The sequence below is a fragment of the Neobacillus sp. DHD-1R genome, assembly GCF_057747995.1.
Window position 1 is genome coordinate 3,157,346 of the sequence record NZ_CM173232.1, and the last position, 24,714, is coordinate 3,182,059.

A 24,714-nucleotide genomic window follows, 5' to 3' on the forward strand; every position below is an offset into this window, starting at 1 on the left:
AATGGCTTCTCTTTCTCGTAAGTTATTTTTTTACTTTCTCTACATCTTTCTCAGCCTTTGTTAAGGCTTCTTTTGGAGTCATTTTTCCGTTGATTGCTGCTTCAATTAATGGATTAATACGATTTTGATAATCAGGATAGTCATTCGGAACTGGTGATAGAGTAGTGTATTTCAACGAATTCACTGCTACTTCATATACCATTTTCGAATCACCTGTTAAATCTTTCATTACACTTTCAGCTGCCTTTTTATTAGCGACATTATCATAGTTCTTCTCTGCCCAGTATTTTTGCGCTTTTTCACCTGTTAAATATTTAATAAATTCCATTGCTTCTTTCGGATGTTTTGATCCCTTTGGAACCTCTGCCACAAATCCTCCACCATCACTCCAAGGCTTACTATTTTGATCAAACGCAGGGATTGATGTTACACCGAAGTTCATCTTTGTTCCTGAGTCGCGGATTTGCGTATAAAATGTTGCTACATCTGTATACATGGCTACTTTTCCTGCAATAAATGGATTAGTTTGTCCATTACTAAAATCAGCCTGATAGGTTTGGATCGTTTTTTCTCCGTAATATTTTTGCCAATCCGCTAACCATTCTAATGCTTTTACTTTATTTGGGGTGTCAATTTTCAGCTTTCCCTTTTCGATAAAGCCTTGACCGTTATCCGCATTCTTTAACCAACTTGGTGCACCAAATCCTCCAAACAAAGGATAATATCCGATTCGAGAATATTTTTCACCTTGCTTAATATCAAGCTTCTTAGCTGCTTCTTCTAGTTCATTCCAAGTGGTTGGCGGTTTATTCGGATCTAAGCCAGCCTCTTTAAATGCATCTTTATTGTAAAAAAGCAATCTGGTATCAGTCGTAAATGGAACTGCATATGGCTTTCCTTTATATAAAACTGTATCCCAGAGATTTGGGTAAAATTGTTTTTTAAAAGTATCCGCATTTATGTATAATGATAAATCTTCTGCTTGATTGTTTTCAGCACGCTGTGAAACACTATTAATATCATTGATGACAACATCGGCAGGATTTCCTGCTGCCACAGCGGCTAGATTTTTTGTCCAAATATCTCCCCATGGGATAAAAGTATGTTTGACAATTATTTTATCCTGGGATTTATTAAAATCATCGACAATTTTTTCAATCACGGGCCGTCTTGTTTCAGAGCCCCAAAAGCTCCAAAAATTCACTACAACTTTGCCTTTTGCATCTGCTTCAGCGCTTTTACTGGAACAGCCAGTAAGAACGGTAGACAAAATAAGAATAATTGCTAAAGACAAACTACTAACCATTTTTTTCATGGCCAAACCTCCTAATATGTTTTATAAATTATTTAGAGTAACAAAGAAGCAGACCCCAAATCTAAAAATGATATACCCAAGAACTTGTCAAATAAACATGTTTTTTGTCAAAATAGGCTGAAAGTCGTAGGGAAGATTAATTTTAGAAGAAATTGTTTAGGCAGAAAAATGGTAACAATCATTCAGGCAACTTAGCTATTTTTCTAGCATGTATACGGTTCTATGGGTATAATGGCATAATATATAAAAGGAAGTATAAATAGGAGTGTGTTTTATGAATTACAAGCTTGTCATCTTAGATATCGACGGAACAATCGTCCCTCATGGGAGGGCATTAAGTTGGGCCACAAAGCATGCAATCGAACAATTGAGAGAAAAAAATATGAAAGTTGTTATTGCAACTGGAAGAGCTCCTTATTTTTCTACGTCGATTGTGGAGGAAACAGGGGTTGACTCTATGGTCTTTTTTAATGGCGCTTATGTTTACCACGAAGGTAAAGAAGTTTTCCAAAGTACGATTGACAAAAATATTTTGAAAAAAGTAGATTATTTATCTCATAATTATCAACATCCGCTCACTTTTTTAGGAGGGGCGAGTTTTAAAGTTACTGATCTAAGCCATCCCTTTGTGGTGGAAGCATTTCTAAATGATCCATGGAAGCCTGAACTCGCACCACCAAAATTTTGGATGGATCAAGATATTTATCAGTTATTTCTCCATTGTGATCGAGAGGAAGAATTATCATATCAAACAGAGATTCCGGAATTAGACTTCAGAAGATGGACATCAATAGGTGCAAGAACATGTGATGTGAATTTGTCTAATTCCAATAAAGCTGTTGGTCTTACAAAACTTTTGGAAAAGCTCGGCATCTCTCCTGATGAAGCCGTCGCCTTTGGGGATGGATTAAATGATATTGAAATGCTTTCATTGGTCGGAATGGGCGTCGCCATGGGGTCTGCCCGTGATGAAGTGAAACAAGCAGCAAATATGGTCACCCTTTCTGCTGAAGAAGACGGAGTACATTACGGTTTGAAGCGACTTGGGTTAATATAATAAATATACTTTAATAAAATAAGCTTGTAGAAGCGATCCAATGGGACTTTTCTACAAGCTTTTCAAATTTTATTATTTGTATATGATTCCTATATTGTAGTTACTGCTTTTCTTCCCATTTGCGAACTTCTTCTCGAACGCGAGGGGCAACCACTGTTCCCAATAGTTCAATCGCGGTCATTACATCTTCATGCGGCATGCTGCCAACTGGTACATGCAGCATAAAACGTGTGATCCCCACGTTTTTTCGAAGATGAATGATTTTTTGAGCAACCGTTTCCGGGTCACCTACATACAAGGCTCCTTCAAGGCTTCTTGCCGCATCAAAGCTGGACCTGTCGTAATGCCCCCATCCTCTTTCCCTCCCAAGCACGTTCATCGCTTGCTGAGTGGATGGGAAAAATTTGTCTGCAGCCGTTTGAATATCTTTCGCAATAAAACCATGTGAATGTGACGCAACCGCTAGCTTTGAGATATCATGTCCTGCCTGTGCTGCAGCTTTTTTATAGAGCTGGACAAGCGGCGCAAATTGCAGCGGGCGACCTCCAATAATGGCTAGAACAAGCGGCAATCCTAACACACCTGCTCGAACTACGGATTTCGGTGTACCACCACTTCCAATCCAAATAGGCAAAGGATTTTGGACCGGCCTTGGGTAGATACCTAGATTATTGATTGCCGGCCTATGCTTGCCAGTCCACGTTACTATCTCAGACTCACGTAATTTCATTAACAATTCCAATTTTTCATCAAACAGCTCATCATAATCGTTTAAATCATACCCAAACAGTGGAAAGGATTCGATAAAAGAACCCCGTCCGGCCATAATTTCTGCTCGTCCGTTCGATATACCGTCAAGCGTAGCGAATTCTTCAAATACTCGAACCGGATCAGCTGAAGATAAAACTGTAACCGCACTAGTCAACCGTATGTGCTTAGTCTGTGGTGCCGCCGCAGCCAATAAGACTGCAGGAGAGGAGGCGGCATAATCTTTGCGATGATGTTCCCCTACTCCAAAGATATCCAAACCGACTTGATCTGCAAGGACTATTTCTTCCACGACTTCACGCAATCGCTGTGCATGACTGATCACTTCGCCGGTTCGAACGTCGGGTGTTGTTTCTACAAACGTACTAATGCCGATTTCCACTTAATTATTCCTCCTATTTTATCTACATTGATTACTAACTACTATGTAAGTTTTTTTCTAATCAAATTCCAAGGCTGAGCAATTATATTACCAACTAAAGTATTTCCTAAAAACTTGATTGATTTTATTATACGTCAAATCATTGAATACAAAATAAATTAATAGCTATTAGCACATAATATATTAAAAAAGGTGTGTTGTTTGTGGATTTTCCGACAGTTAAAACGAATTTTTGGGATGCCATTTTTGCGATACCAATTATTATATTATTAACTCAATTTATCAAAGTTTTTTTCAAAATACCAAAATGGTTTGTCCCTACAATTGCTCTTTTATTTGGCATGGGAATTTCAGTTTTTATCAGTCACAAGCACAACATTATTGGAGGATTATTTATGGGTTGGTTTTATGGATATGCTGCAATCGGTACATACGCTTCATTAAAAACAAATATGATTGCTTATAGAAATAAGCAAAGTAAAAAGAGTTAATCAAATTTCTCATAAGGAATGATTATGTTTTCTAAGGTACTTATGAATAAAAAATAAGGATGTATGGTAATGGATGATATATATTTTTCGATACTGCGTACAATCGTCTCAATTTTTATCTTAATGGTTTGTTCTTTATGGTTTGGAAAACAAATCAACGCACATATTAACCTTTATAATTTTGCCTTATCCATCACAATTGGCTCATTTATTGCCAATATTGGATTTGATATCAATTTAAAATTTTTTCCAATGCTCGCTGCCTTTTTAACACTTATTTTCATCTATTTTACTTTTTCTTTTATATCATCAAAAAAAAGGGGATTTCGTAAATGGTTATCAGGTCGACCCACTGTCATTATCGAAAAGGGGAAAATCTTAGATAGTAATATGAGAAAAATAAGATATACCCTTGATGATTTAAATCAACAGCTTAGAGAATTAGGAATATTTGATTTGATTGAAGTAGAGTTTGCCATCTTAGAAGTAAGTGGAAAGTTATCTGCCATGAAGAAAACCAAATATCAACCTACGACCAAACAAGATTTACATCCTGCCATTCAAAATCAAGATGTTATTGTGCCGAAAGAACTGATCATGAATGGAAAAATTATCGAAAAGAACTTTAATAGCAAATATACAAGTGCATGGCTCCTTGACCAATTAAATCAAAGAAAATTAGAGATAAAAGATGTTCAATATGCCGTTATTTCAACTTCTGGTTATTTATTTATTGATTTATATCATGACCATTTAAACTCGGCAATTGACCTTGAGTAGTAAGTCGATTAAAAGCAAAAAGGAGATCATCCACTTACGATGATCTCCTTTTTGTTTTTGAATTGCCATTTTAGCTTACTTAAATTTATTCGGAAACTGCTTTACAATTGCATCGGTTAAAATATCCTCCATATGGATAAGATGTGTTTCATTTGTATCAGCTGCTAGGAAAGAGGCTCCGCTTTTATTTCTTAATGATTGTAAAATCAAATGTCTTAGTAGCTTTCGCAATAGCACCGCCATCATTTTTAAAATAGGTTGCTTTACTAGTTTCAGATGGTTCGATGTGAATGGCTAGTTTATTTTCACCCGTATTTAGCTTGATCGTATGGGAAAAGGCCATATCACTATTGATTATGACAGGCGCACCATTAATGGTAAGTACCCCGTCTTTAATAGCATTCCCCTGCAGTGTGATGCTGTCAGAAGAAACCGTCTGCCCATCACTATGAGATGTCACGACTACCGGCATATCAATCCAACGGAGAATTTTATCTTGAACAACCATTTGATTGCCTCCTTGGTTAGTGACGACTACTGAAAGGTCTGTTCCTTGTGCTCCATAGCCATAATAGCTGACGTCATCATCATTAGGATTTGCTGTTGTATGGTCAGGTAAAGCCTCTTGATCCCAACTGCCATTTTTTACATATTTGTACGTTAGCACTTCACCTTCCTGAGCCTCAGTTGTATATTCATAATCATTGGTGACTGCTCCCGCACGTGTCATCTGCCATGCACCCGTGTTCCAGCCGTTTTTACTTCCAGGCATTGTAACGTAAATACCTTGAGGTGTATAGGCAGGAGCGTTTACTTTGAATGTGACTTTTACGGTAACTAGTTCTGGTGTGACAGTTACAGCATTCGATTTCACCATATTTCCTGCTTTGTCATACAGATGTACTTCGTAGGTATATGGTTTTCCGTTTGTTACATTGATATCCCGATACGATAGTTTCGAAAGATCCAACAACTGATCAATTATCGCGCCGTCGCGAACAATGGCCGCCATATAAGGGTCGGTTGCACCTTCTACCGTCCAGGAAAGATTAACCTGGCCCGACTCCTGTTGCGGCTGTTCAAGGGTTACTTTCTGAGCAGGTGCTGTCGTATCTTCTCCTTTTGTATAACGTACATCCTGTGTTTCACTTGTTACCCAGCTGCGTTCCAGATCATTAGAGAAAACAAAACGATACTCATAAGTGCCTTCTTTAAAAGGAAGGAAATTAGCGCTAAATACATTTGATGAATCCTTTTGATTTACATAACTTGCCTTATATGGGGTCCAAAGATCACTTCCAGGCTGTTTTACTTCAAGCTTTGCCTGTAAACCTTCCATTTGCTCCGATTCTGTTTCACCTTTAATATAAATATTTGCAGTGACCGTTTCCGGTTTGGAAAGGTCGATAATGTTGTTTTCAAGGGCCGTAACATAATCAATCTTGTAATTTTCTTGTGTTAACTCTACATGTGGAATAACGGCGGATTTGGTTTCTGCCTTTTCAGAGCCATTCCCGTTTTTATCTAGTGCCACAACTGCAAAATAATATTTTCGGCCATTGTCTAAACTGTCAATTGTTATAGACTTACTAGAAGTTTCTTTTACTTTTTGATAAAAGGCTCCAGATATTGTCGTTTGGTAAATCGCATACTTATTCGCATCGCCCTCCCACCTTAACGTTGCCGTATGGCTTCCTTCGGAAACGTTTAAATCTGTCACTACTGACGGACGTTTTAAGTTTTGACCTTTATCCGACACAAGCATGCGCCCGCTCATTGCCGGAACGGTAACTTTCAGCTTGCCATCCTTAGATACAGCTGTATACTTTTTATCAAGCTGGTCAGTGAACTTGATTCCATTAATCAATAAGTCTTCAACACTAAGTTCAACTGTTTTCTCATCAGTTCCACGGTTTGTAAGTACAACCCCTACATTCTTTTTGTCTGAACGAGAAAAAGCAAGTACATCGCCTTTTGCATAGAGATGGTTCAAATCCCCATTACTAAACAAATCCTGATAATCACTTCTTACTTTTCCAATTGTTTGATAATGTTTAATTAGATCCTTATCCTCGTTACCCCATGGATAGGTCCGGCGATCGTCTGGGTCTTTGGAACCAGTAACACCTGCTTCATCACCGTAATAAATTGTTGGGGCTCCTGCATAACCCATTTGCAGGATAGCTGCAAGCTTTAAGCGTTGAATCCCTAGTTTAGGATTATAATTTTTATCAAGCTCTGCCCTTTCGAACGAATCCGTTCCATTTCCTAAAACAAACGCTGCTCGTGCTGTATCATGAGAGCCCATTAAGTTCATTAGGGCATAAAAAGCTTCCTTTGGATAGTCTTCATAAACAGCATTTAGCTGATTTTCGGCTCCTTCGGCATTACCGGATTTCAAATAATCTATCATCGCACCACGGAATCGATAATTCATGACGGAATCATATAAGTCGCCAAGGAAATATTCAGAAGCATCATCCCAGATTTCACCAAGAATTAATGGTTCGTCTTTCTTTCCAGTTTTCAGCTCTTGGCGGAACTCCCGCCAAAACTCAGGATCAACTTCGTTGGCAACATCTAAACGCCAGCCTGATGAGCCTTTTTTTAGCCATGATTTTGCGACTGAATCGTCATCATACATAATATAGTTGGCAAAAGATTTATTATTTAGCTCTGATGGATAATTCACCGTTTCACCAGGCACGGATTTTATTTCCGGGAGCGAATCATAGCCCCACCAGCACTGGTATTTATAGACTCCGTCCACCTTTTCATTTTGAATGTTAAACCAGTTTTCAAAGCCATACGGGCTAAAAGTTTGTCCTTCTGCTATGAACTTGTCCTTTACTTGTTTTTTCGCTTGGTCTCCTGCCACTCCTTGATTAACAAGGTCATAAAAAGCTGCCCAGTACTCATAAGCACCAACCGTTGGGTATTTTCCATATCGGTCAAAGTAGATGGAATCATCCCCAACATGGTTAAACACACCGTCTAAGATTAGATGCATTTTGCGCTTCTTTAATTCCTTTGCAAATGCTTGAAATTCCTCAGGTGAACCAAACATTGGGTCCACGTTTTTGTAGTCTGCTGCATCATACTTATGGTTTGATGCCGCTTCAGCAATTGGATTTAAATAGAGCGTGTTAACACCTAATGATTGAATATAATCTAATTTTTTCTGAATTCCAGCAATATCGCCTCCAAAGAAATCATTAGAGAAAATCCCATCGCCATCATATCCTTCCGTGCCTTCCAAACGAGGATTGTCAGGCAATTGATTCCAATCCTTATGCTCGATGGGCTCATCGCCGCGAGCATTTTTTTTTGCAAGATCGTTCTTTTTATTTCCATTGTTAAAGCGATCAGGAAAAATTTGATACACAACCGCTTCTTTCATCCAATCTGGTGTTTTATACGCGGGATCATACACAGTTAGCTGAAATAAGGAAGCATTTGATGCATAAGCCGCTCCTTTTCCACCTTCTTGGACGTCTTCCCCGTACTCCTTCTGACCTTCTCCGTCTCGTGCAATAAATTTATACCCATAAACCCCCTTCTCATCTAGCTTAACGTCTGCTTCCCATAATTCAATTTGCGCTCCCTTTTGCTGCAGCCAGCCTGCGTATTCCATATCTACAGTTGCGGTATTACCCGTGTTGTAGTTTTTCAACTGAACCTTTGCCCCTGTTAGATCGCCTTTCTTTGCTTGAAGGCGGAGCTTCACAACGTCCCCTGCTTTTACAGCCCCAAACGGTGAACGATATGCCAAATCCCACGTATCGTGGTATAGTTGATCTCCTTGAATGTTTCCGTTTGGTAATCCTGGATCATAATCTGTGGAGACTTCTTTTGTGTCATGGTTATAAAAGAACGTAACCGTTGCATCTTTTAAGACATTTAATACGAAGTTATTGGCTGGATAAGCAGGTGCATCCCAGTTGTTTCCGAGGACAATCTTAAATTCATGCTTTCCTTTAGGAACATGAGCGGTAAACGTATATAAATTGTCGTGGTCCTCATCCTGTAAAATGGCTGTCGATTCTCCTGGGGTCCATTCTTGTCCTGCGTTAAGCTCTGGTTGAATATCACCGACAATTCTCGGCTTTTGGTCATCCGGCAGTTCAATTGGTACCGTTACCCGATGTGTACGATCATCATAAAGAAACGTAACCTGTTGTGCTTTATCCAGAGACAGCTTATAATTATCTCCTCCTGGGACACCGTTCACACCATAGTTTTCATCCCATGAACTGTTTATGGCAATTTTATATTCATAGTTTCCTGCTGGCAGTGTCCCGGTCAGTATGTACGTCCCACTCTCCAGCTGCTTCATTTGTGTAGCTACTTCAGCAGGATTCCATTCCCCTTTCCCCCCTAATTCATTTTGAAGGTTACCTACAAGTGTCACAACCCGCCCATCCGCTTTGGTAAGCTTTGGATGAAAAAGAGTCGTTCCTGCAATCGTTTGCACGAATAACATAATAAGTGCAAGGTAACAGATTAACTTACGTGATTTTCCCCTCATGCATTTTCCTCCCCTATTAAATATTTTTAGGCAAACGTTTGCACGTTTTTATATAGAAAACGCTTACTTAATGCTATTATCTATCATCCATATTTTTATAAAAATAGGACTTTATGCCTGTTTATTCCTTCTTGACATATTACCAAGTTACTGTTTTTTTCAAACTATTCAATTTTAATCGCAAACAAAACGCTTATCCAGGGGATATAAAAAGGACATCCCCTGAGTCCGGGTGATGTCCCTGCTTAATTTAGTTAAATGAACTTTCTATGAGTGATTTGGACTTATTATAGGTTGACTGTAAAGATGCATACCTGGCGTATCGACTTGGTTTTCATGAAATACCTTGATTAATTCAAATCGAACATGTCGAGATACTTCAAAATAATCTTCAGGCTGCACAAGACCAACCATACAGAGCTCATAGCCCACATATCTTTGATTTGGATTTAAATCAGTGATCCCAATAAATTGAAATTCCTGTTCTGGACAACCATCCTCCAATTTTAGAAGGCTTTGAGCATATTTTTCGTTACAATTTTTACAAACTTGTTCCATCAATTTCTTCATCAATTGTGGGTCTTCCTTATAGCTAACAGTCATTCGTTCAATTACTCGCATTTTTCCTTTATTAAAATTTTGAATGGTCTTAATATCTCCATGTGGTATGGTTAAAAGTTTTCCAGACCATTCACGAATTTGTACAAATCGAATGCCAATCTCCTCAATTGTCCCTGAATGATTCCCATTAAAAGTAATATAATTTCCAACACGGAACTCACGATCAGAAAGCCGAACCAGGCCTAATAATATATCCTTTAAGACCTGTTGGGCAGCAAGACCAACAATCACCCCGACAATTCCAGCTCCAGCAAGTAACCCTTTTAGATTCATGAACTGGCCGATCAAATAGATAATTAAAATTGTCCCAGTCGTATATTTTAAGGCAGATCGGACCACCCCTTGAATCGTTTGCTCTACCTCTTCCTCCAACATGTTAGATTTTCTAAAAAACCAGTCTACACTCCGATTTATCACATACGATAGAACCGTTAATACGACTACCATAGCAACAAGTCTTAGAATTAAAAAATCCTTTATGTAGTTTAAAACCATTTCCGGGTAGGCTAAAAGATGCATCCATTCACATCCTTATCTCATCGAGTCTATAAATAGCTTGACCTGTTTTTTTATTAATATTTTCGTAATGAAAAAATTAAAAAAACTTTTTAAAAATCAACTTCTCTTGCATTGATTCTTGTTTCGATCGAAGAAATGATTGCGTTCAGTAAATTCTCTCTATGTAATTAAACTGTAATACTATTCTATTCTTTCTATCATAGAAATAGAAACTATAAGTGAATCGTGAAAGATCTTAATCACTAGGAGGGAATAGAAACGATGAAAAAACTAATTGGGTTACTAACGGTAGTAGCCTCACTCTTATTTGCTTCCCCGGCATTTGCCTATACGGTTAAAAATGGGGACACAATGACAATGATTGCAAGAGACCATAATATTACATTACAAGAGCTCTCGAGACTTAATCCTCAGGTGCAAAATCTTGATTTGATCTATGTGGGACAAACTATTCAAACGAATAAACCAGAGGATCATATAAATAATCAAGTGGAAAAAACAACTAAACCTGAGGTAATAGTTGGCTACTCAAAATACGAATTAGACCTTCTTGCTAGATTGGTAAGAGCAGAAGCTGAAAGTGAACCTTATCAAGGAAAGATTGCGGTAGCCTGTGTTGTTCTTAATAGAGTTAAAAGCCCTGCCTTCCCTAATACTATTAAAGCGGTCATTTATCAAAAAGGACAATTTCAACCCGTCCGCAACGGAGAAATCAATAAACCTGCTGATGAAGAATCTATTAAAGCCGTACACGAAGTGTTGAATGAGAACCGGAATATTGCTGCTGATTCGTTATACTTCTATAATCCTGCAATTGCTACTAGTCGTTGGCTCGATTCCAGAGCGACAACACTTGTTATTGGACATCATGTATTTAAGGAATGACTTCAACACATTTTGTGATGTTCAAGCAACTTTTTCCAATTTAATAGATTAAAAAAAGCAGTCACATTTCTATGTGCTGCTTTACAAGTTAACTAATGCTGAATCAATCTCTTTTATTTTTGATTCTAAGGACCGTAGTAGGTACGATTGCCAGGGCTTTCCGCTTGCACATTTTTTTGTTCAGAGCTGTTCTTTTTCTTGTTGCTTGATTGAAACAAATTCTTTGAAATAGAGTTAAGCAGATTGACGAATCGATTAAAACCAAATCCAACAAAGAAGGCAATGCTAATGGGTGCATATGGGGTATCATTATAGTCGGTAAACTCAATCAATAATATTCCGCTTTGTATTAATGTAACTGCTACGACAGCAGTCCCAGTTGCAAAGATAGGATAAAAAATATACATAATCCACTTACGATAATCGTTTAATTCATCCTCCATATAGTGAGAACAAAACATATAGAGATGCCGTAATGAACCGCCGATCGCACCAGCAAAAAAATAATACAAAAAGATTTTGATTTCTGAAAGGAATGGCAGCGATTTTTCAATGGCACCTGTCCACAACATGCCTATCGCTAAAAAGCTCGCAAAAAACAACACAGAGAGATATGTCAATATCACTGCTTTTAACCATTTCTTCACATCAACACCCCCGCTTCTATCCTATGAGGTGACTTTTTAAGATGTGTTAATTCTTTTGTACTATTCCTATGGTTTCCAACAATTACGCATACCGTATATGCTTCCTATAATATCATTTAAACATTAACCGGAAATATGTTCTTCACCCGAAATAGCATTTCTTTGCGCAATCCGCTGCTTCTTAGACTTTTTAAAGTGGAACAATTCGTATATGACCGGTATCACTACTAATGTTAATAAAGTGGAAACGGCTAATCCACCAATAACAACAATTGCTAAACTCTGTGAAACAAGACTTCCCATTTCTGCCTTTTTAAATAATAGTGGCAGCATCGCACAGATGGTGGCAATCGCAGTCATTAAAATTGGACGGATTCGCGTACTAGCTGCTTCCAAAATCGCATCCCGCATAATCATCTTTTCTTCGTTTTGTTTAACCCGGTCAATTAATACAATTGCGTTTGTTACAACGATACCGATTAGCATTAAGGCACCTAGCAATGCTGTGATATCAACAGGAATTCGACTTACTAACAATCCAACAATCGCACCAATAGCAGCGAGTGGCAATGAGAATAATATGGCAAGCGGCGCTCGTAACGTTTTGAAGGTAATGACCATAATCAGGTATACGATTCCAATCGAAGCACACATGGTCAAAAATAAATCTGTGAAGTCATCTGCTTGTTGTACAGATGCACCGCCAACAAACACCTCTACATTATCAGGTATATCCAATCCTTCTCCTGACTTGGCTCCATTGATTTTTAAATTAATTTCATTTGACACGGTCGAAAGTTGTTTCGGGTCAACGGTTGCTGTGACTCGTAAATACGGTTCCCCCTCTTTGTGAAGGATTTGTGTAGATTTATCTTCTACATTAAGCTTTGCAACAGATGTAATTGGTACTAACTTCTGCTGCGAAGTAATCATAATGCCCTCTAAGTCTTTTGTTGATGTAGGATTTAAAACTGGTTCTAAAAAGACCGGTGTATTTGTTCCATCAAGTTTAACACTTCCTACTGGCATCCGATTAAGCATCATACCAAGCTGTTGGGTCACTTCGCCAGGTTTTGCTGCTACGGAATCCACTGTAAAGGTGTAAACAGGTTTCTTCTCTTCTTGATTTGTCTCAACCTTCTCAAGGCCTTTAATAGCATTTATTTCCTTTTCTATTTTGGCTGCAGTTAACTCAATATCTTTCATTTTTTCGCCTACAACATCAATCGTAATGGACGTAGAACTTCCACCGGTCAGCGAACCTGACCCAGCCGTTAATTCGGCATTAGGATACTCATTTTTTTGTCCATTAACCTTCTCAATAAAACGATCAGCATTTACATCTTTTTTCATGACAATCGTAAAGGAAGCTTTTGTTGGAGATTGAACTTCCCCATATTGAGCCGCATCGGGACTATTCCCTAATTGTGTATACAAGGCTTTAGGTTCTGCTTGTGCTAATAAAAATTCTTCTAATTTTAATGTATTTTTCCGAACTGTTTCGATTGGCGTTTCATTGGGGTAATCTAATGAAACCATGACGAGTTCAGCATCTGAGTTATCCACTGCACCCTTAGGCATCACAAAATAGGCACCAATTGAACCTATAAACAGCAATGCAGACATCAGTAAAATGACCCATTTATGATTTAATGACCAGCGAAGCATAGAAACATATCGCTTTGGCGTCTGATGTTTTGGCAGCTTGGCTTTTTTCAAGAGGCCAGCACTCATTAATGGGACAACTGTTAAGGCTACAAGTAAGGATGAAAGTAAGGAGTATGTCACCGTCAATGCAAACGGCAATAAGAAATCCTTTAACCCGGCCCCAACTAATCCGAGCGGCAGAAATACTGCAACTGTTGTAAGTGTTGAAGAGGTAATGGCCGAAGCCACTTCTTTCGTTGCATCAATCACAAGTTGGATAGAGAACTTTTCATTCTGCATTTTTCTGAAAATATTCTCAATGACTACAATACTATCATCAACTAAACGACCAACAGCAACCGCAACACCACCGATTGTTAGGATATTTAAGGTAATGCCTGATCGTGACAGTAAAAATAAAGTAAAACATAAAGATAACGGAATCGAAACAATCGTGATGAATGTAGAACGAATATTTCGTAAAAAAAACATAATCACAATGGTCGCAAATAATGCACCTAAAAGTACTTCTTTTACCATGCTGGTTACTGAATTAACAACCATATCAGCGGTAGAAAAAAACACACTTACGTTTGCATTTTTATATTTTCTTGAGAGTTCATCAGTTTGCTTTCTTACTTCTTTGACGATGGACACTGCACTCGAATTGCTATCCTTTGTTACAATGGCAAGTAATGCTTCTTCCCCATCCACACGGGTAATGTTTCCTGCCTGATCAGCCTTTTCAATTGAGGCAATATCTCCAAGTTTTACTCCTGAAACAATAGGTAATTTCTTGAGGTCATCAAGACTATCGAGCGTACTTACTACTTTAATATTACTTGTTTTTCCATCGATTGTTTTTTGACCTACGGCAGCCGCTATATTTTGACCTTGCAATGCTACAAGTACGGCTTGAGCAGGTAGATTCAATTGCTGAAGTTTTTCTTGGTCGAGCTGAATAGAAACTTCATTCACACCTCTACCGTACATGGCGACACTACCGACACCTTTTATTTCTTTGAGAGCGGGGAATATTTTTTCATCGGCCAGTGTAATATTTTCTTTCGTTATTCCATCATCAAAGGTCACGGAAATATCAGCAATTGGAATCATATCTGTATTTAGTTGTACCACGATCGGTTTATTTGTTCCCTCAGGCAGCTGCACATTGTCGATTGATTCTTGGACATCGGCAGCTGCTTTCTTCATATCTGTCTCTGCTTCAAAGAAGATATCTACCTTGGAAAATCCGTCTCCTGTTGTTGAGAATACTTCACGCTTTCCCTTTACAGATGATACAGAACGCTCAATGGGAGTTGTGATCATTTCAGCCATTGTCTCGACATCTGTACCTTGACCAAGAACAACCACAGTCACCTGTGGATTATCAGCCGTCGGCAAGAACTCCATTGGTAGTGTAAAATAACTGACGATCCCCATTACTAGGACCAGTATCGTCGAAAGGATTACCCCAGCCTTATTTCGAAAAGCCCACTTTGTAAACCATGTCATATTCAATTTTCCCCCTTTAAAATTAATATTGCATGCTATCTTACTATGTAGTTGAAAGTTTAGTTGATGGTCAATGGAGAATGAAAGAAGAAAAGTACATCGGATGGAATAACTAGGACAAAGGAATCACCTAAACCAAAATGAATTATACATGTTCTCTATTAAGAAGTAAATTAATTTTTGGTAACTTTACAAAAATTTAGCAAATAAACCCAAAAATAGTTATGTTCTTTACTTGAATTTTTTAAATATTATGTTAGTATATGAGTGAAATTTATAATTTTCTGTAAATTTAGAATAATCTATCGTATCTGTACTTTTAGTTCAAATGTTCCTTAGAAAATTCTCGTACAAATTTTTACTGATGCTTTTAAAAAAAAAAATGAAAATGGAGTTGATTAAATGTATTCTGAAAGCGGATCTTTTGAAGCTGCGAGCACGAATGTTTGTCAACATTGCGGTGGTTTTACTACAAAACATGAGGGCCATGTTTTAAACAAAAAACAAGCTATTATTTTTCCTGTATTGGGTTGGATTTTCTTCGCCATATCAGTGCTTTTTCTCCCCTTATTTTTCGGTGCCGGAGCATTGCTGATGGGTTTTTTCACTTATCATGATAGGAGTAAGGTACACGGCATCATTTTAATGTTTTTTGCAGCTGTTGGTTTAATCCTTGGTTCACTCATCAGTTTTATGGTTGCCGGAACAATGTTTATCTAAGTTAATTAAAGGGGAAAGGTTGTTAGATTAAAATTAACAAATCTAACAACTTTTTTTATTGTCATCCTTAAACACAGTATTTTTACCACCAAAAAGTTTGCAAAACATGCAAATTTATCATCTCAAAGGGGAACCTAAACTTTAATGAATAAGTTAACTAACAGGAAATTTATGACAAGATTTTCGGGAGATATTTTATGGAAAAAATACCTGATATAATTTATCAGAAAATTAGAGGATCAGATTTAGGTAATTATTTACATAAAAGCAAGGAAAAGTTTCATAAAATCACAGCGGAATCAGTAGGATTAGGTATTTTACTGGCATTAGTAGGCGGGTTCTTGGATGCTTATACCTTTTTAAGCAGAGACGGTGTTTTTGCCACTTCTCAAACAGGGAATCTTGTTTTGTTAGGAGTAGAAGCAGCACAAGGGAATTGGGAACAGGGGTTACGGCATATTCCACCTATCTTGGCATTTGTGATGGGTGTTGCCGTTGCAGAGGGTTTGAAACATCCCCAAATTACTAGGACTTTCCCCTTTCCAGCCCACACCGTTCTACTTTTGGAGAGTATTGTTCTGATTATTGTCGGTACTTGGCCCGTCCAAGTACCAAATATGATTGTGACCATAACGATTGCCTTTGTAGCATCGGTTCAAATTTCATCCTTTCGTACTTTAGTTAAATGGCCATATAATTCAGCAATGGTAACAGGCAATCTGCGGACAGCAGCACAAGCTGCCTATAATGCTCTTATCTTACACGACCGGAATGGTATTCTTCAATTTTTGGATTTTACTGTAGTCATTGTTTCATTCTTAATAGGGGCATTGATGGGGACGTGGTCGACGATTCATTGGGGAACTAAAGCCATTTGGATTGCTTCTGGCATTCTCTTATGTGCCTTACTTGTCTTAAACTCAAGCCCAAAAACATTGCTGGATAAAGGGTAATTTCACCATATAAACTCAAAAAAGAATCTAGCGGCACGCACTAGATTCTTTTTTTCACATCATCTCTTATCGACTCAATTATTGCATCTGATAATTTTGTGGGGATTGAGGTACCATCTTCGAACGCCCATGTATTAATAATTTCAAGGTCTGCTTTTTTAAAAGTAACCCTAAAATTTTTCTGATTGTGAGTAAAATCCGCTGTTACGTATTCTTCAACGGCAAAATCATCATCAATAATCATGCTTGTAATTTCATACGACTTCACAGTGATGTCTCCTTTTAAAAATCCTAGATAATGATAGCGTTAGCTTATTACCTTTGTTTATTCATTTTCATTAAAGGCAAAATTAAAGAAAATTAACCATCCCAAAATGACTTAAATGATTAGGATTAAAAAATTTCGCATGTTTTATTTATTTTTTATTTACGGCCTCCACAAAAAGAAATAAACCCTTATAATAATTTTTCAACTCATTAATTACGAGATTATGTTCCTTAAATAGACCGAGTGTATCCCTATTCAAGCAGCATCCGTCACAGATTTTTTTCCATGTTGGAGTCAACCATTCCTGTAAAGCAGCGAGAAAACGATTTTCCATTTTGACATGTTCAAATAAGAGAATTTTCCCATTTGGTTTGCAAACGCGAATCATTTCGTCGAATGCCTTTTCTGGGTTGGGAATGGTGCAAAAAACGAGAGTTGCAACCACTGTATCAAAGGTATTCTCTGAGAAAGGAAGATCTTCGGCATTTGCCTGTACCAACTCAATAGGTACAGAAGATTGTTGATTTTTAAGTTGAGACCGTTCAATCATGAATGGACTTGGTTCAATCGCAACTACTTTTTCAACCTCCTTATATAGAGGAAAATTAATGCCTGTTCCAGCCCCTATTTCCAGAATCTGACCAGTTGCCTTCGACAAAAGTTCCTTTCGAATCCTTTTAAACTTCTTTTTTTCTAGAGGACTCATAAAAAAATCATATCCTTTAGCAAACCATCTACTCATACTGTCCAACTCCAAACCAATGATGAAATGATCTTAATATAGTCCATTTTACTTTTTTATTCAATATGATGAATATGTACTAATAAAAAAACCTGTATAGAAAAATTTCTAAACAGGTTCTCAACAAATTAAAAAACAAGGATGGTACCAAAAGAGTATTATTCAGTCTCATGCTCATTAAGAACGATTTTTAAGGTAGGACGTTACAAGTTGGCCAAGCCTTTGGACCCCTTTAATCATTTCATCTTCTTCCGCGTAACTAAACGAGAGCCGAAGAAACTCGGTTCCTTCCTCTTGATTCAAGAAAAAGAAATGCCCTGGGATAAAGGAAACGCCATCAGCTAATGCTTGCTCTAGCAGGTCTGAAGTATCTATCCCCGGGATTTTCACCCAGACAAAGTAACCCCCTTCTGGTACATACCAGGTTACAGATTTGGGAAAGCACTCCTCCAAAGTGCGGATCATCACATCACACTTACTTCCGTATACTTTTGTTAATGAGCTGAGCCGTTTCTCAAGATCAACGTTTTCTAAAAAGGCAGCCATTGTGGCCTGAGCAAAAGGTTGGTCTAAATCTTTTTTGAACCATGCAAAAGCAGAAATGAATGAGCGGGCACCCGCTATCCATCCAACCCGCATCCCAGGAGCGACAATCTTGGACAATGAACCAACATGAAAAACTCTGCCATCCATATCGAGAGCTTTTAATGCTTGTGGACTTTCACCAAATGATAATTCTCCGTATGCATCGTCCTCTAAAATGAGAAAATCAAACTCCGCGGATAATTTCAATAGATGCCTTCTGCGTTCAAGTGTTAAAGTTGTCCCCGTTGGATTTTGAAAGGTAGGAATGGTATATAAAAATCGCGGAAGTGTAAGGCCTGTCCGTTTCCTTTCTTTCAGTATCGCTGCCAATACATCAGTTTGGAGTCCGGAATCATCCACCGGTACACTAAAAATCTGATTGGTATAATTCTTAAAAATTTCCAGAGCCTCCATATATGTAGGAGATTCAACGGCAACAACAGCTTTTTCATCAAGCAATACGCGGGCAATTAAATCAATGGCTTGGCATGCTCCTGACGTGATCAAAAGTTCTTCTTCCTGAACTTTTATACCCCGTTTCGATAATCGGTTTTGAATTTGCTGTTTTAATTTTATGATTCGCGGGCTTCCAAGGTAATGCAATGGTAAATCTTGTTCCTCATCAATTAGACGAGCAACAGCAGCCTTTATTTGTTCACTAGGAACAAGGGAAGGAGCGGGATAACCTGAACTCAAGCGGATACACTTTTCGGGAAGATCAGGCATCCATTCACCCGGCGGATCATTCTTAAGTGCCGCTTTTATGTTGTCAGGAAAAAAAGATTCAACCTTCACATTAACCAAACACCTTTCCATCTATCTTCATCAATAATATTTCGATGAATAATTTTGTAAAAATATCCAATTTTCGTAGAATACCTATATTATTTTGTAGAATTCGCTCTGCATTTTGTTGAATCACTAAATCATTTTGTAGAATTAATCTACTATCATTGTAAAAACCTTAGTTAATCGCTTTTAAACTTTCTTCCCTGATGAGCGACAATAATTCTTCCTTATATTTCGCAAATTCGACAGACCCTTTTACACTGAAATCTCTTGGCCGCTCCAATGCAATCGGTACCTTTTTCTTTAAGCGTCCAGGCCTTGAGGTCATCACATAGACTGAGTCTGCTAAGAAAATGGATTCTTCTACATCATGGGTAATAAATAAAATGGTCTTCTTTGACTCATCCCATGCTTTTAGCAGCACTTCTTGCATAATATTTCTTGTTTGAGCATCCAATGCACCAAAAGGTTCATCCATTAATAGAATCTTAGGGTCATTTGCCAAAGCCCGCGCAATCGCCACCCGTTGTTTCATGCCGCCTGATAATTGAATCGGATAATGTTTTTCAAATCCTTCCAAACCAATCAATTGAAGATAATAACGGGCCACATCGTCACGTTCTTTTTGTGAAATCCCTTTTAATTTTAAGCCAAAGGTTATATTTTCTTTTACTGTTAACCATGGATATAATGTGTACGATTGAAAAACCATCCCACGATCAGGACCTGGTCCCTCTATTTTCTGACCATCAATCAATACCTGTCCAGATGTGGCTTCCTCCAATCCGGCCACAATCCGTAAAACAGTGGATTTACCGCATCCAGAAGGTCCTAATATGGTAACAAACTCCCCTTCGCTTACTGTAAACGAGGTTTTTTCCAATGCAGTTGTTTCCCCGCTTTTTGTTTTGAAGATTTTACCGACCTCACTAATTTCTAACTTTGGTGTTCTAACCAGAGAAATAGTTTCTTTTTTATTCGTTTCCACTTCTTTTACTACCGGTGTGACCATCTTTACAAACCATCCTTTCTCATCCATGAAAATGAAGCTCGATAAATGGCTTTAAAGACCATATCTGTCAAAAGACCAAGTAACCCAATAATTAGAATGCCGACGATAATTTTATCGGGTTGTAAAAAGCGGGATGCCTGCATGATCATATACCCCAATCCACTTGAAGCACCAACAATTTCAGCCACTACTAAATATGTCCATGCCCAGCCAAATGTAATTCTAAGCGTATCGACAATTCCCGGCAAAGCAGCAGGCAAAATTACTTTTGTAAACAACTGAACTTTTTTTGCACCTAATGTATAAGAAACTTCAATTAAGTCATTTTGAACATTCTTCGTTACATCCATAATCATTAATGTTAACTGAAAAAATGTCCCCAAGAAAATGACACCCATTTTCTCTGGCTCGCCTAGTCCGATCCATAATATTAATAAGGGAATAAATGCAGAAGCAGGCATATAGCGAATGAATCCAATGATCGGCTCAAACGCCCCTTCCATGATTTTTAACGAACCCATTAATATTCCTAATGGAATGCCAATGAGGGCGGCGATAATAAATCCTACCAGCACCCTTGTAAAGCTAATGCCAATATTTGAAAGAAGCTCTCCATTGACGAATAAATCAACACCGGTTGCCAACACCGCAGTCGGAGTCGGTAAAAAAAGCGGATTAACAATTCCGCCGTAAGTCAGGACAGCCCATATAGCTAAAAATATTAGAAAAGTTACCAACCCAGCAGTACGATAAAGTTTTTTTGATATCTCCTTATTAGGAGTTAACAATTTTGCTAGCATCAAATTCACCCAATTCTTTCAATCTCTTAAAAAGGCCTAATACATGAGAGATGGAAACTGTCTCATATATTAGGCGCTCAAACTCTACTATCAAGGACTAACGATACTAAAACGAAACGATTTGAATTTCAACACCATTCGTAAGAATTCTCTATTGAAAAGTTGGGTTAATAATATCTTTGACTTTTGGTTCGTTATCAATGATTTTCTGCTCTTTGTAGAACTTAACCGCATTTTCAGTTGATTCATAAATGGATCCTTTGCTGCTTTCTGTTCCAAATAAGTCTTTGTTTTCCTCTTTTGTGAAAAACTTAAGGCCTTCTTCGGTTGCAACAAATTCTTTTGTATCAATTTTTAAACCCTTTGCCATAATCTGGTCGGCTTCTTCTTTATTTTCTTTCCAATAGTCCATCGCTTCACCCATTGCCTTTACAAAGGCTTTTACATCTTCAGGGCGATTTTTAATAACATCTTCTTTAAAGCTAATGGTATCAACAATAATTCCTGGTAAATCTTTTGTGCTCAATAATATTTTACCGTTTGCTTGTGAACCTTTAGATAACCATGGTTCCCACGTCACAGCAGCATCGACTTTCCCTGCTGCAAACGCTGCTCCAGCGTCTCCGGCAGACATTTGAACTACTTCCACATCTTTTTCAGTTAAGCCGCCTTGCTTCAACGCGGTTAATGCCAGCATATGGCTAGTAGAACCTACTTCAAAGGCCACTTTTTTGCCTTTTAAATCCTTCACATCATTAATGTCATTTTTGACAAGAATTCCGTCGCCCCCATTTGAATCATCCAATATCCAAACAACCTGCACCGGTATTTTAGAGGCAGCCAGCGTTACTTGTACATCCAATGCTGTTGCCATCCCGTCGATTTTCCCACTCGCTAACGCTTGCTTCCGTTCTGCAAGCCCCTCCACTATTGACAGGTCTACATCGATTCCATTTTTTTTAAAGAATCCTTTTTCTTTTGCTAAAAATAACGGCCCATATCCTGTCCATGTAGGCAATGTAACCCTTAAAGGCTCGGACGACTTTTTACCATTTCCATTAGTAGATGCTTCCTCTTTTCCACATGCACCTAACGCCACTATTAATAAAATCGAACACAACATAACTAACCATTTTTTCATAAATATTTCCCCCTTTATATTTACTTCGAACCTACTAACATTTTCCTTCCGATTTCATCTGCCTGCTGAACTGCGTTGACGACCATATCTGGTGTTACCTCAAATGGCATATTGGCCATATCCTCAATGGTAACCGTAATGTCACCTAGTTTTTCCCATTGATCACCAGTTAGGCCTTTAATTCCCATCTGCCCTAATGTAAACGGTAAACCAACTTCTTGATAATAGGAGATTAAGGTTGTTACTTCCTGTTCTTCTACACCTTCCATACAGAGTTGGGCTAAAATACCAAAGGCGACAATTTCACCATGATAAGTGTGATGAATTTCTGGGAAAATTGTTAAACCTGAGTAGATTGCATGGGCTGCAGCTGTCCGGCAATCATCACCACCGTATCCGCTCACACTACCACTTACTAAAATAATCGCATCGACTATATTCTCAAATTCTTTTGTCAATGTACGCTCTTGTATAGAAGTAACCGCTTGGTCCCCCATCTTTAGCAATGTTTGATATAACTGGCCAGCAATTGCAATCGCTGTCTGGTTTATGGCATTGGGCACTGCATTTTTAATGGAACATTTTGTTTCAAACCATTTAGCCAATGTATCACCTATACCAGCAATCAAAAAACGAACTGGTGCATTCAAAATCACATTAGAATCCACCAAAACTAAGTCAGGTGCCTTTGAATCGCGGCCAATCGCAATAAATTCACCTTCATCACTGTAAAGAATACAAATGGGTGTGGCCGCTGCACAAGTTGCAGCGATGGTAGGAACAGCCACGAGAGGTTTATTAAGACGATAGGCTAATGCTTTCACAGTATCGATTGCCTTGCCTCCGCCCGCTGCAATAAGAACATCAAAGGTTTCTAATTTTAATTGATCTACAAGTCGATCAATATTCGATTGAGATGATTCTCCTCCAAACCAAAGAGATTCTTTCAGTGTCATCTCCTGCTCTGCTAAACTCTCTCGTAAAGGACCTTCGACAATTCCAACACTTGTTTTTCCTCCAACCAGGACTGCCGTCTTTCCGAATTTTTTTATGTATAATCCAGCATCGGATAATAAACCTGCATTTCTAAGATATTGTCCTGGGCCGACAGTAACATTCATACACAATTCTCCTCTTTTTTTTGCATAATTATAAATATTATTCTATTAATATAAGCGTTTGTCATTTTTGTGTCAATATATTATTAAAATTTTCTAAAACCTTATATTAATTAGATTTGTCTTAATTATTTTTCACTATTTTACTTTTTTAATATATTTTCCAACTTTTGTGACTGAATATTAAATTATCGTGAAAATTATTATCGCAATTTTATAAAAATATGATATATTCAAGTAAATAAAAATTGGAGTGATAAAAATGAAACTACAAGTTCAGCGCACCTATAATTTCAATGCAGGTCCTTCCGCGTTACCTATTTCAGTTTTAGAGAAAGCTCAGCAGGAATTGATTGATTTTCGAGGAACAGGAATGTCCGTTATGGAACTTAGCCACAGAAGCCGTGCCTATGAAGACGTCCATAATCAGGCGATTAGCAGCTTAAAGGAGCTTCTTTCTATACCTGATACATATGAAGTTCTCTTTTTGCAAGGTGGAGCAAGCCTTCAATTTTCGATGATTCCAATGAACTTTTTACAACCAGACAAAAAAGCCGGTTATGTAATGACAGGTTCTTGGTCTGAAAAGGCATTCTCAGAAGCAAAACTGTTTGGTGATGTTTACCATGCTGCATCTACAAAAGAAGGTAATTATTGCAGCATTCCAAAGGTTGATCAATTACAGTACAATGCAACAGACGCTTTTTTACATCTAACCAGCAACAATACGATCTATGGTACACAATGGGTGGACTTTCCCGACACGGGTGAAGTGCCACTAATCGCAGACATGTCAAGCGATATTCTTTCAAAACCAATTGATGTTAATAAATTTTCCCTTATATATGCGGGTGCCCAGAAAAACCTCGGTCCTTCAGGTGTGACCGTAGTGATTATCCGTAAAGAATTTCTTGAACAAGCAAATTCAGCAATTCCTACCATGTTAAAGTACAGCACACATGCGAAGAATAATTCATTGTATAACACACCGCCAACCTTTGGCATTTACATGCTCGGAGAGGTTCTAAACTGGGTGCGTGATTTAGGTGGACTAACTGCTATTTCTGAACTAAATGAAACTAAAGCTAAACTAGTGTATGATGCCATTGACACTAGTAATGGTTTCTACAAAGGCCATGCTGAAACAGACAGTCGCTCACTAATGAACATTACTTTCAACCTAAAAACAGATGAATTAGAAAAGAGATTTTTAGAGGAAGCAAAACAAGAAGGCTTTGTTGGAGTAAACGGTCATCGCTCCATCGGCGGATGCCGCGTCTCAGCCTACAATGCTGTTCCATTAGAAGCATGCAAGGCATTCAGTGAGTTTATGATTAAGTTCCAAACAAAAAATAGTTAGTAACAAATCGCCCTCAACCTAGAGGGTGATTTTTTTGACTTTTAGAATGTTTTTTTTAAATTTCCCTCTTG

The 24,714-nt window shown here is 38.0% G+C and carries 20 protein-coding genes; 7 read left to right on the forward strand and 13 right to left on the reverse strand.

Translation table 11 applies throughout. The annotated features are described in order from the left end of the window. Positions 1 to 22 precede the first annotated feature (22 nt). Positions 23 to 1,315 carry an ABC transporter substrate-binding protein gene (locus AC3ANL_RS15290; protein WP_488325295.1) on the reverse strand — a complete coding sequence of 431 codons (1,293 nt, stop codon included), beginning with the start codon at positions 1,313 to 1,315 and terminating at the stop codon, positions 23 to 25. Between the two features lie 274 nt (positions 1,316 to 1,589). On the opposite strand from AC3ANL_RS15290, the gene AC3ANL_RS15295 reads away from it, so the two are divergent. After that, positions 1,590 to 2,372: a Cof-type HAD-IIB family hydrolase gene (locus tag AC3ANL_RS15295; RefSeq protein WP_488325296.1), complete on the forward strand. Its 783-nt coding sequence runs from the start codon at positions 1,590 to 1,592 to the stop codon at positions 2,370 to 2,372. Between the two features lie 100 nt (positions 2,373 to 2,472). On the opposite strand, the gene AC3ANL_RS15300 is transcribed toward AC3ANL_RS15295, so the two are convergent. Continuing rightward, complete coding sequence (locus AC3ANL_RS15300; protein WP_488325297.1) at positions 2,473 to 3,522, reverse strand: LLM class flavin-dependent oxidoreductase; 1,050 nt, start codon at positions 3,520 to 3,522, stop codon at positions 2,473 to 2,475. Positions 3,523 to 3,725: 203 nt separating this feature from the next. Here AC3ANL_RS15300 and AC3ANL_RS15305 point away from each other — a divergent pair, with 203 nt between their 5' ends. Both AC3ANL_RS15305 and AC3ANL_RS15310 read left to right on the forward strand, forming a co-directional pair. Then, positions 3,726 to 4,013 carry a hypothetical protein gene (locus AC3ANL_RS15305; RefSeq protein ID WP_488325298.1) on the forward strand — a complete coding sequence of 96 codons (288 nt, stop codon included), beginning with the start codon at positions 3,726 to 3,728 and terminating at the stop codon, positions 4,011 to 4,013. 69 nt (positions 4,014 to 4,082) lie between these two features. Continuing rightward, positions 4,083 to 4,793 (forward strand): DUF421 domain-containing protein, encoded by a 711-nt coding sequence (locus tag AC3ANL_RS15310; RefSeq protein ID WP_488325299.1) that lies wholly within the window; start codon positions 4,083 to 4,085, stop codon positions 4,791 to 4,793. A gap of 184 nt (positions 4,794 to 4,977) precedes the next feature. Here AC3ANL_RS15310 and AC3ANL_RS15315 read toward each other — a convergent pair whose 3' ends face one another. Both AC3ANL_RS15315 and AC3ANL_RS15320 read right to left on the reverse strand, forming a co-directional pair. Next, complete coding sequence (locus tag AC3ANL_RS15315; protein ID WP_488325300.1) at positions 4,978 to 9,321, reverse strand: alpha-amylase family glycosyl hydrolase; 4,344 nt, start codon at positions 9,319 to 9,321, stop codon at positions 4,978 to 4,980. A 267-nt stretch (positions 9,322 to 9,588) separates the two neighbouring features. Further along, entirely contained in the window at positions 9,589 to 10,461 is an 873-nt protein-coding gene (locus AC3ANL_RS15320; protein WP_488325301.1) for a mechanosensitive ion channel family protein, read from the reverse strand. Positions 10,462 to 10,722: 261 nt separating this feature from the next. Here AC3ANL_RS15320 and AC3ANL_RS15325 point away from each other — a divergent pair, with 261 nt between their 5' ends. Continuing rightward, positions 10,723 to 11,346, forward strand: a complete 624-nt coding sequence (locus AC3ANL_RS15325; RefSeq protein WP_488325302.1) for a cell wall hydrolase — start codon at positions 10,723 to 10,725, stop codon at positions 11,344 to 11,346. 125 nt (positions 11,347 to 11,471) lie between these two features. Here the strand turns inward: AC3ANL_RS15325 and AC3ANL_RS15330 are convergent, their stop codons facing one another. Both AC3ANL_RS15330 and AC3ANL_RS15335 read right to left on the reverse strand, forming a co-directional pair. After that, the gene (locus AC3ANL_RS15330; RefSeq protein WP_488325303.1) at positions 11,472 to 11,993 is read right to left on the reverse strand and encodes a hypothetical protein; all 522 of its coding nucleotides are present in this window, start codon (positions 11,991 to 11,993) and stop codon (positions 11,472 to 11,474) included. A 123-nt stretch (positions 11,994 to 12,116) separates the two neighbouring features. Next, positions 12,117 to 15,155: an efflux RND transporter permease subunit gene (locus AC3ANL_RS15335; protein WP_488325304.1), complete on the reverse strand. Its 3,039-nt coding sequence runs from the start codon at positions 15,153 to 15,155 to the stop codon at positions 12,117 to 12,119. Between the two features lie 402 nt (positions 15,156 to 15,557). Here AC3ANL_RS15335 and AC3ANL_RS15340 point away from each other — a divergent pair, with 402 nt between their 5' ends. Further along, a complete protein-coding gene (locus AC3ANL_RS15340; protein WP_488325305.1) occupies positions 15,558 to 15,875 on the forward strand; it encodes a hypothetical protein in 318 nt (105 codons plus the stop codon). 197 nt (positions 15,876 to 16,072) lie between these two features. After that, positions 16,073 to 16,828 carry a YoaK family protein gene (locus AC3ANL_RS15345; RefSeq protein WP_488325306.1) on the forward strand — a complete coding sequence of 252 codons (756 nt, stop codon included), beginning with the start codon at positions 16,073 to 16,075 and terminating at the stop codon, positions 16,826 to 16,828. Positions 16,829 to 16,868: 40 nt separating this feature from the next. On the opposite strand, the gene AC3ANL_RS15350 is transcribed toward AC3ANL_RS15345, so the two are convergent. From AC3ANL_RS15350 to AC3ANL_RS15380, 7 genes are all read right to left on the reverse strand, one after another. Next, a complete protein-coding gene (locus tag AC3ANL_RS15350; protein ID WP_488325307.1) occupies positions 16,869 to 17,096 on the reverse strand; it encodes a hypothetical protein in 228 nt (75 codons plus the stop codon). A 148-nt stretch (positions 17,097 to 17,244) separates the two neighbouring features. Further along, the gene (locus AC3ANL_RS15355; protein ID WP_488325308.1) at positions 17,245 to 17,838 is read right to left on the reverse strand and encodes a class I SAM-dependent methyltransferase; all 594 of its coding nucleotides are present in this window, start codon (positions 17,836 to 17,838) and stop codon (positions 17,245 to 17,247) included. A gap of 177 nt (positions 17,839 to 18,015) precedes the next feature. Next, positions 18,016 to 19,218, reverse strand: a complete 1,203-nt coding sequence (locus tag AC3ANL_RS15360; RefSeq protein WP_488325309.1) for an aminotransferase-like domain-containing protein — start codon at positions 19,216 to 19,218, stop codon at positions 18,016 to 18,018. Positions 19,219 to 19,387: 169 nt separating this feature from the next. Further along, on the reverse strand, positions 19,388 to 20,251 hold the full coding sequence (locus tag AC3ANL_RS15365; protein WP_488325310.1) for an ABC transporter ATP-binding protein: 864 nt from the start codon (positions 20,249 to 20,251) through the stop codon (positions 19,388 to 19,390). Then, on the reverse strand, positions 20,227 to 21,024 hold the full coding sequence (locus AC3ANL_RS15370; protein ID WP_488325311.1) for an ABC transporter permease: 798 nt from the start codon (positions 21,022 to 21,024) through the stop codon (positions 20,227 to 20,229). The genes AC3ANL_RS15365 and AC3ANL_RS15370 overlap by 25 nt, the downstream gene beginning before the upstream one ends. A gap of 151 nt (positions 21,025 to 21,175) precedes the next feature. Continuing rightward, positions 21,176 to 22,165 carry an ABC transporter substrate-binding protein gene (locus AC3ANL_RS15375; protein ID WP_488325312.1) on the reverse strand — a complete coding sequence of 330 codons (990 nt, stop codon included), beginning with the start codon at positions 22,163 to 22,165 and terminating at the stop codon, positions 21,176 to 21,178. 20 nt (positions 22,166 to 22,185) lie between these two features. Then, positions 22,186 to 23,286: an iron-containing alcohol dehydrogenase family protein gene (locus AC3ANL_RS15380; protein ID WP_488325313.1), complete on the reverse strand. Its 1,101-nt coding sequence runs from the start codon at positions 23,284 to 23,286 to the stop codon at positions 22,186 to 22,188. Positions 23,287 to 23,545: 259 nt separating this feature from the next. Here AC3ANL_RS15380 and serC point away from each other — a divergent pair, with 259 nt between their 5' ends. Then, positions 23,546 to 24,643 (forward strand): 3-phosphoserine/phosphohydroxythreonine transaminase, encoded by a 1,098-nt coding sequence (gene serC / locus AC3ANL_RS15385; protein WP_488325314.1) that lies wholly within the window; start codon positions 23,546 to 23,548, stop codon positions 24,641 to 24,643. The last annotated feature ends 71 nt before the right edge of the window (positions 24,644 to 24,714 follow it).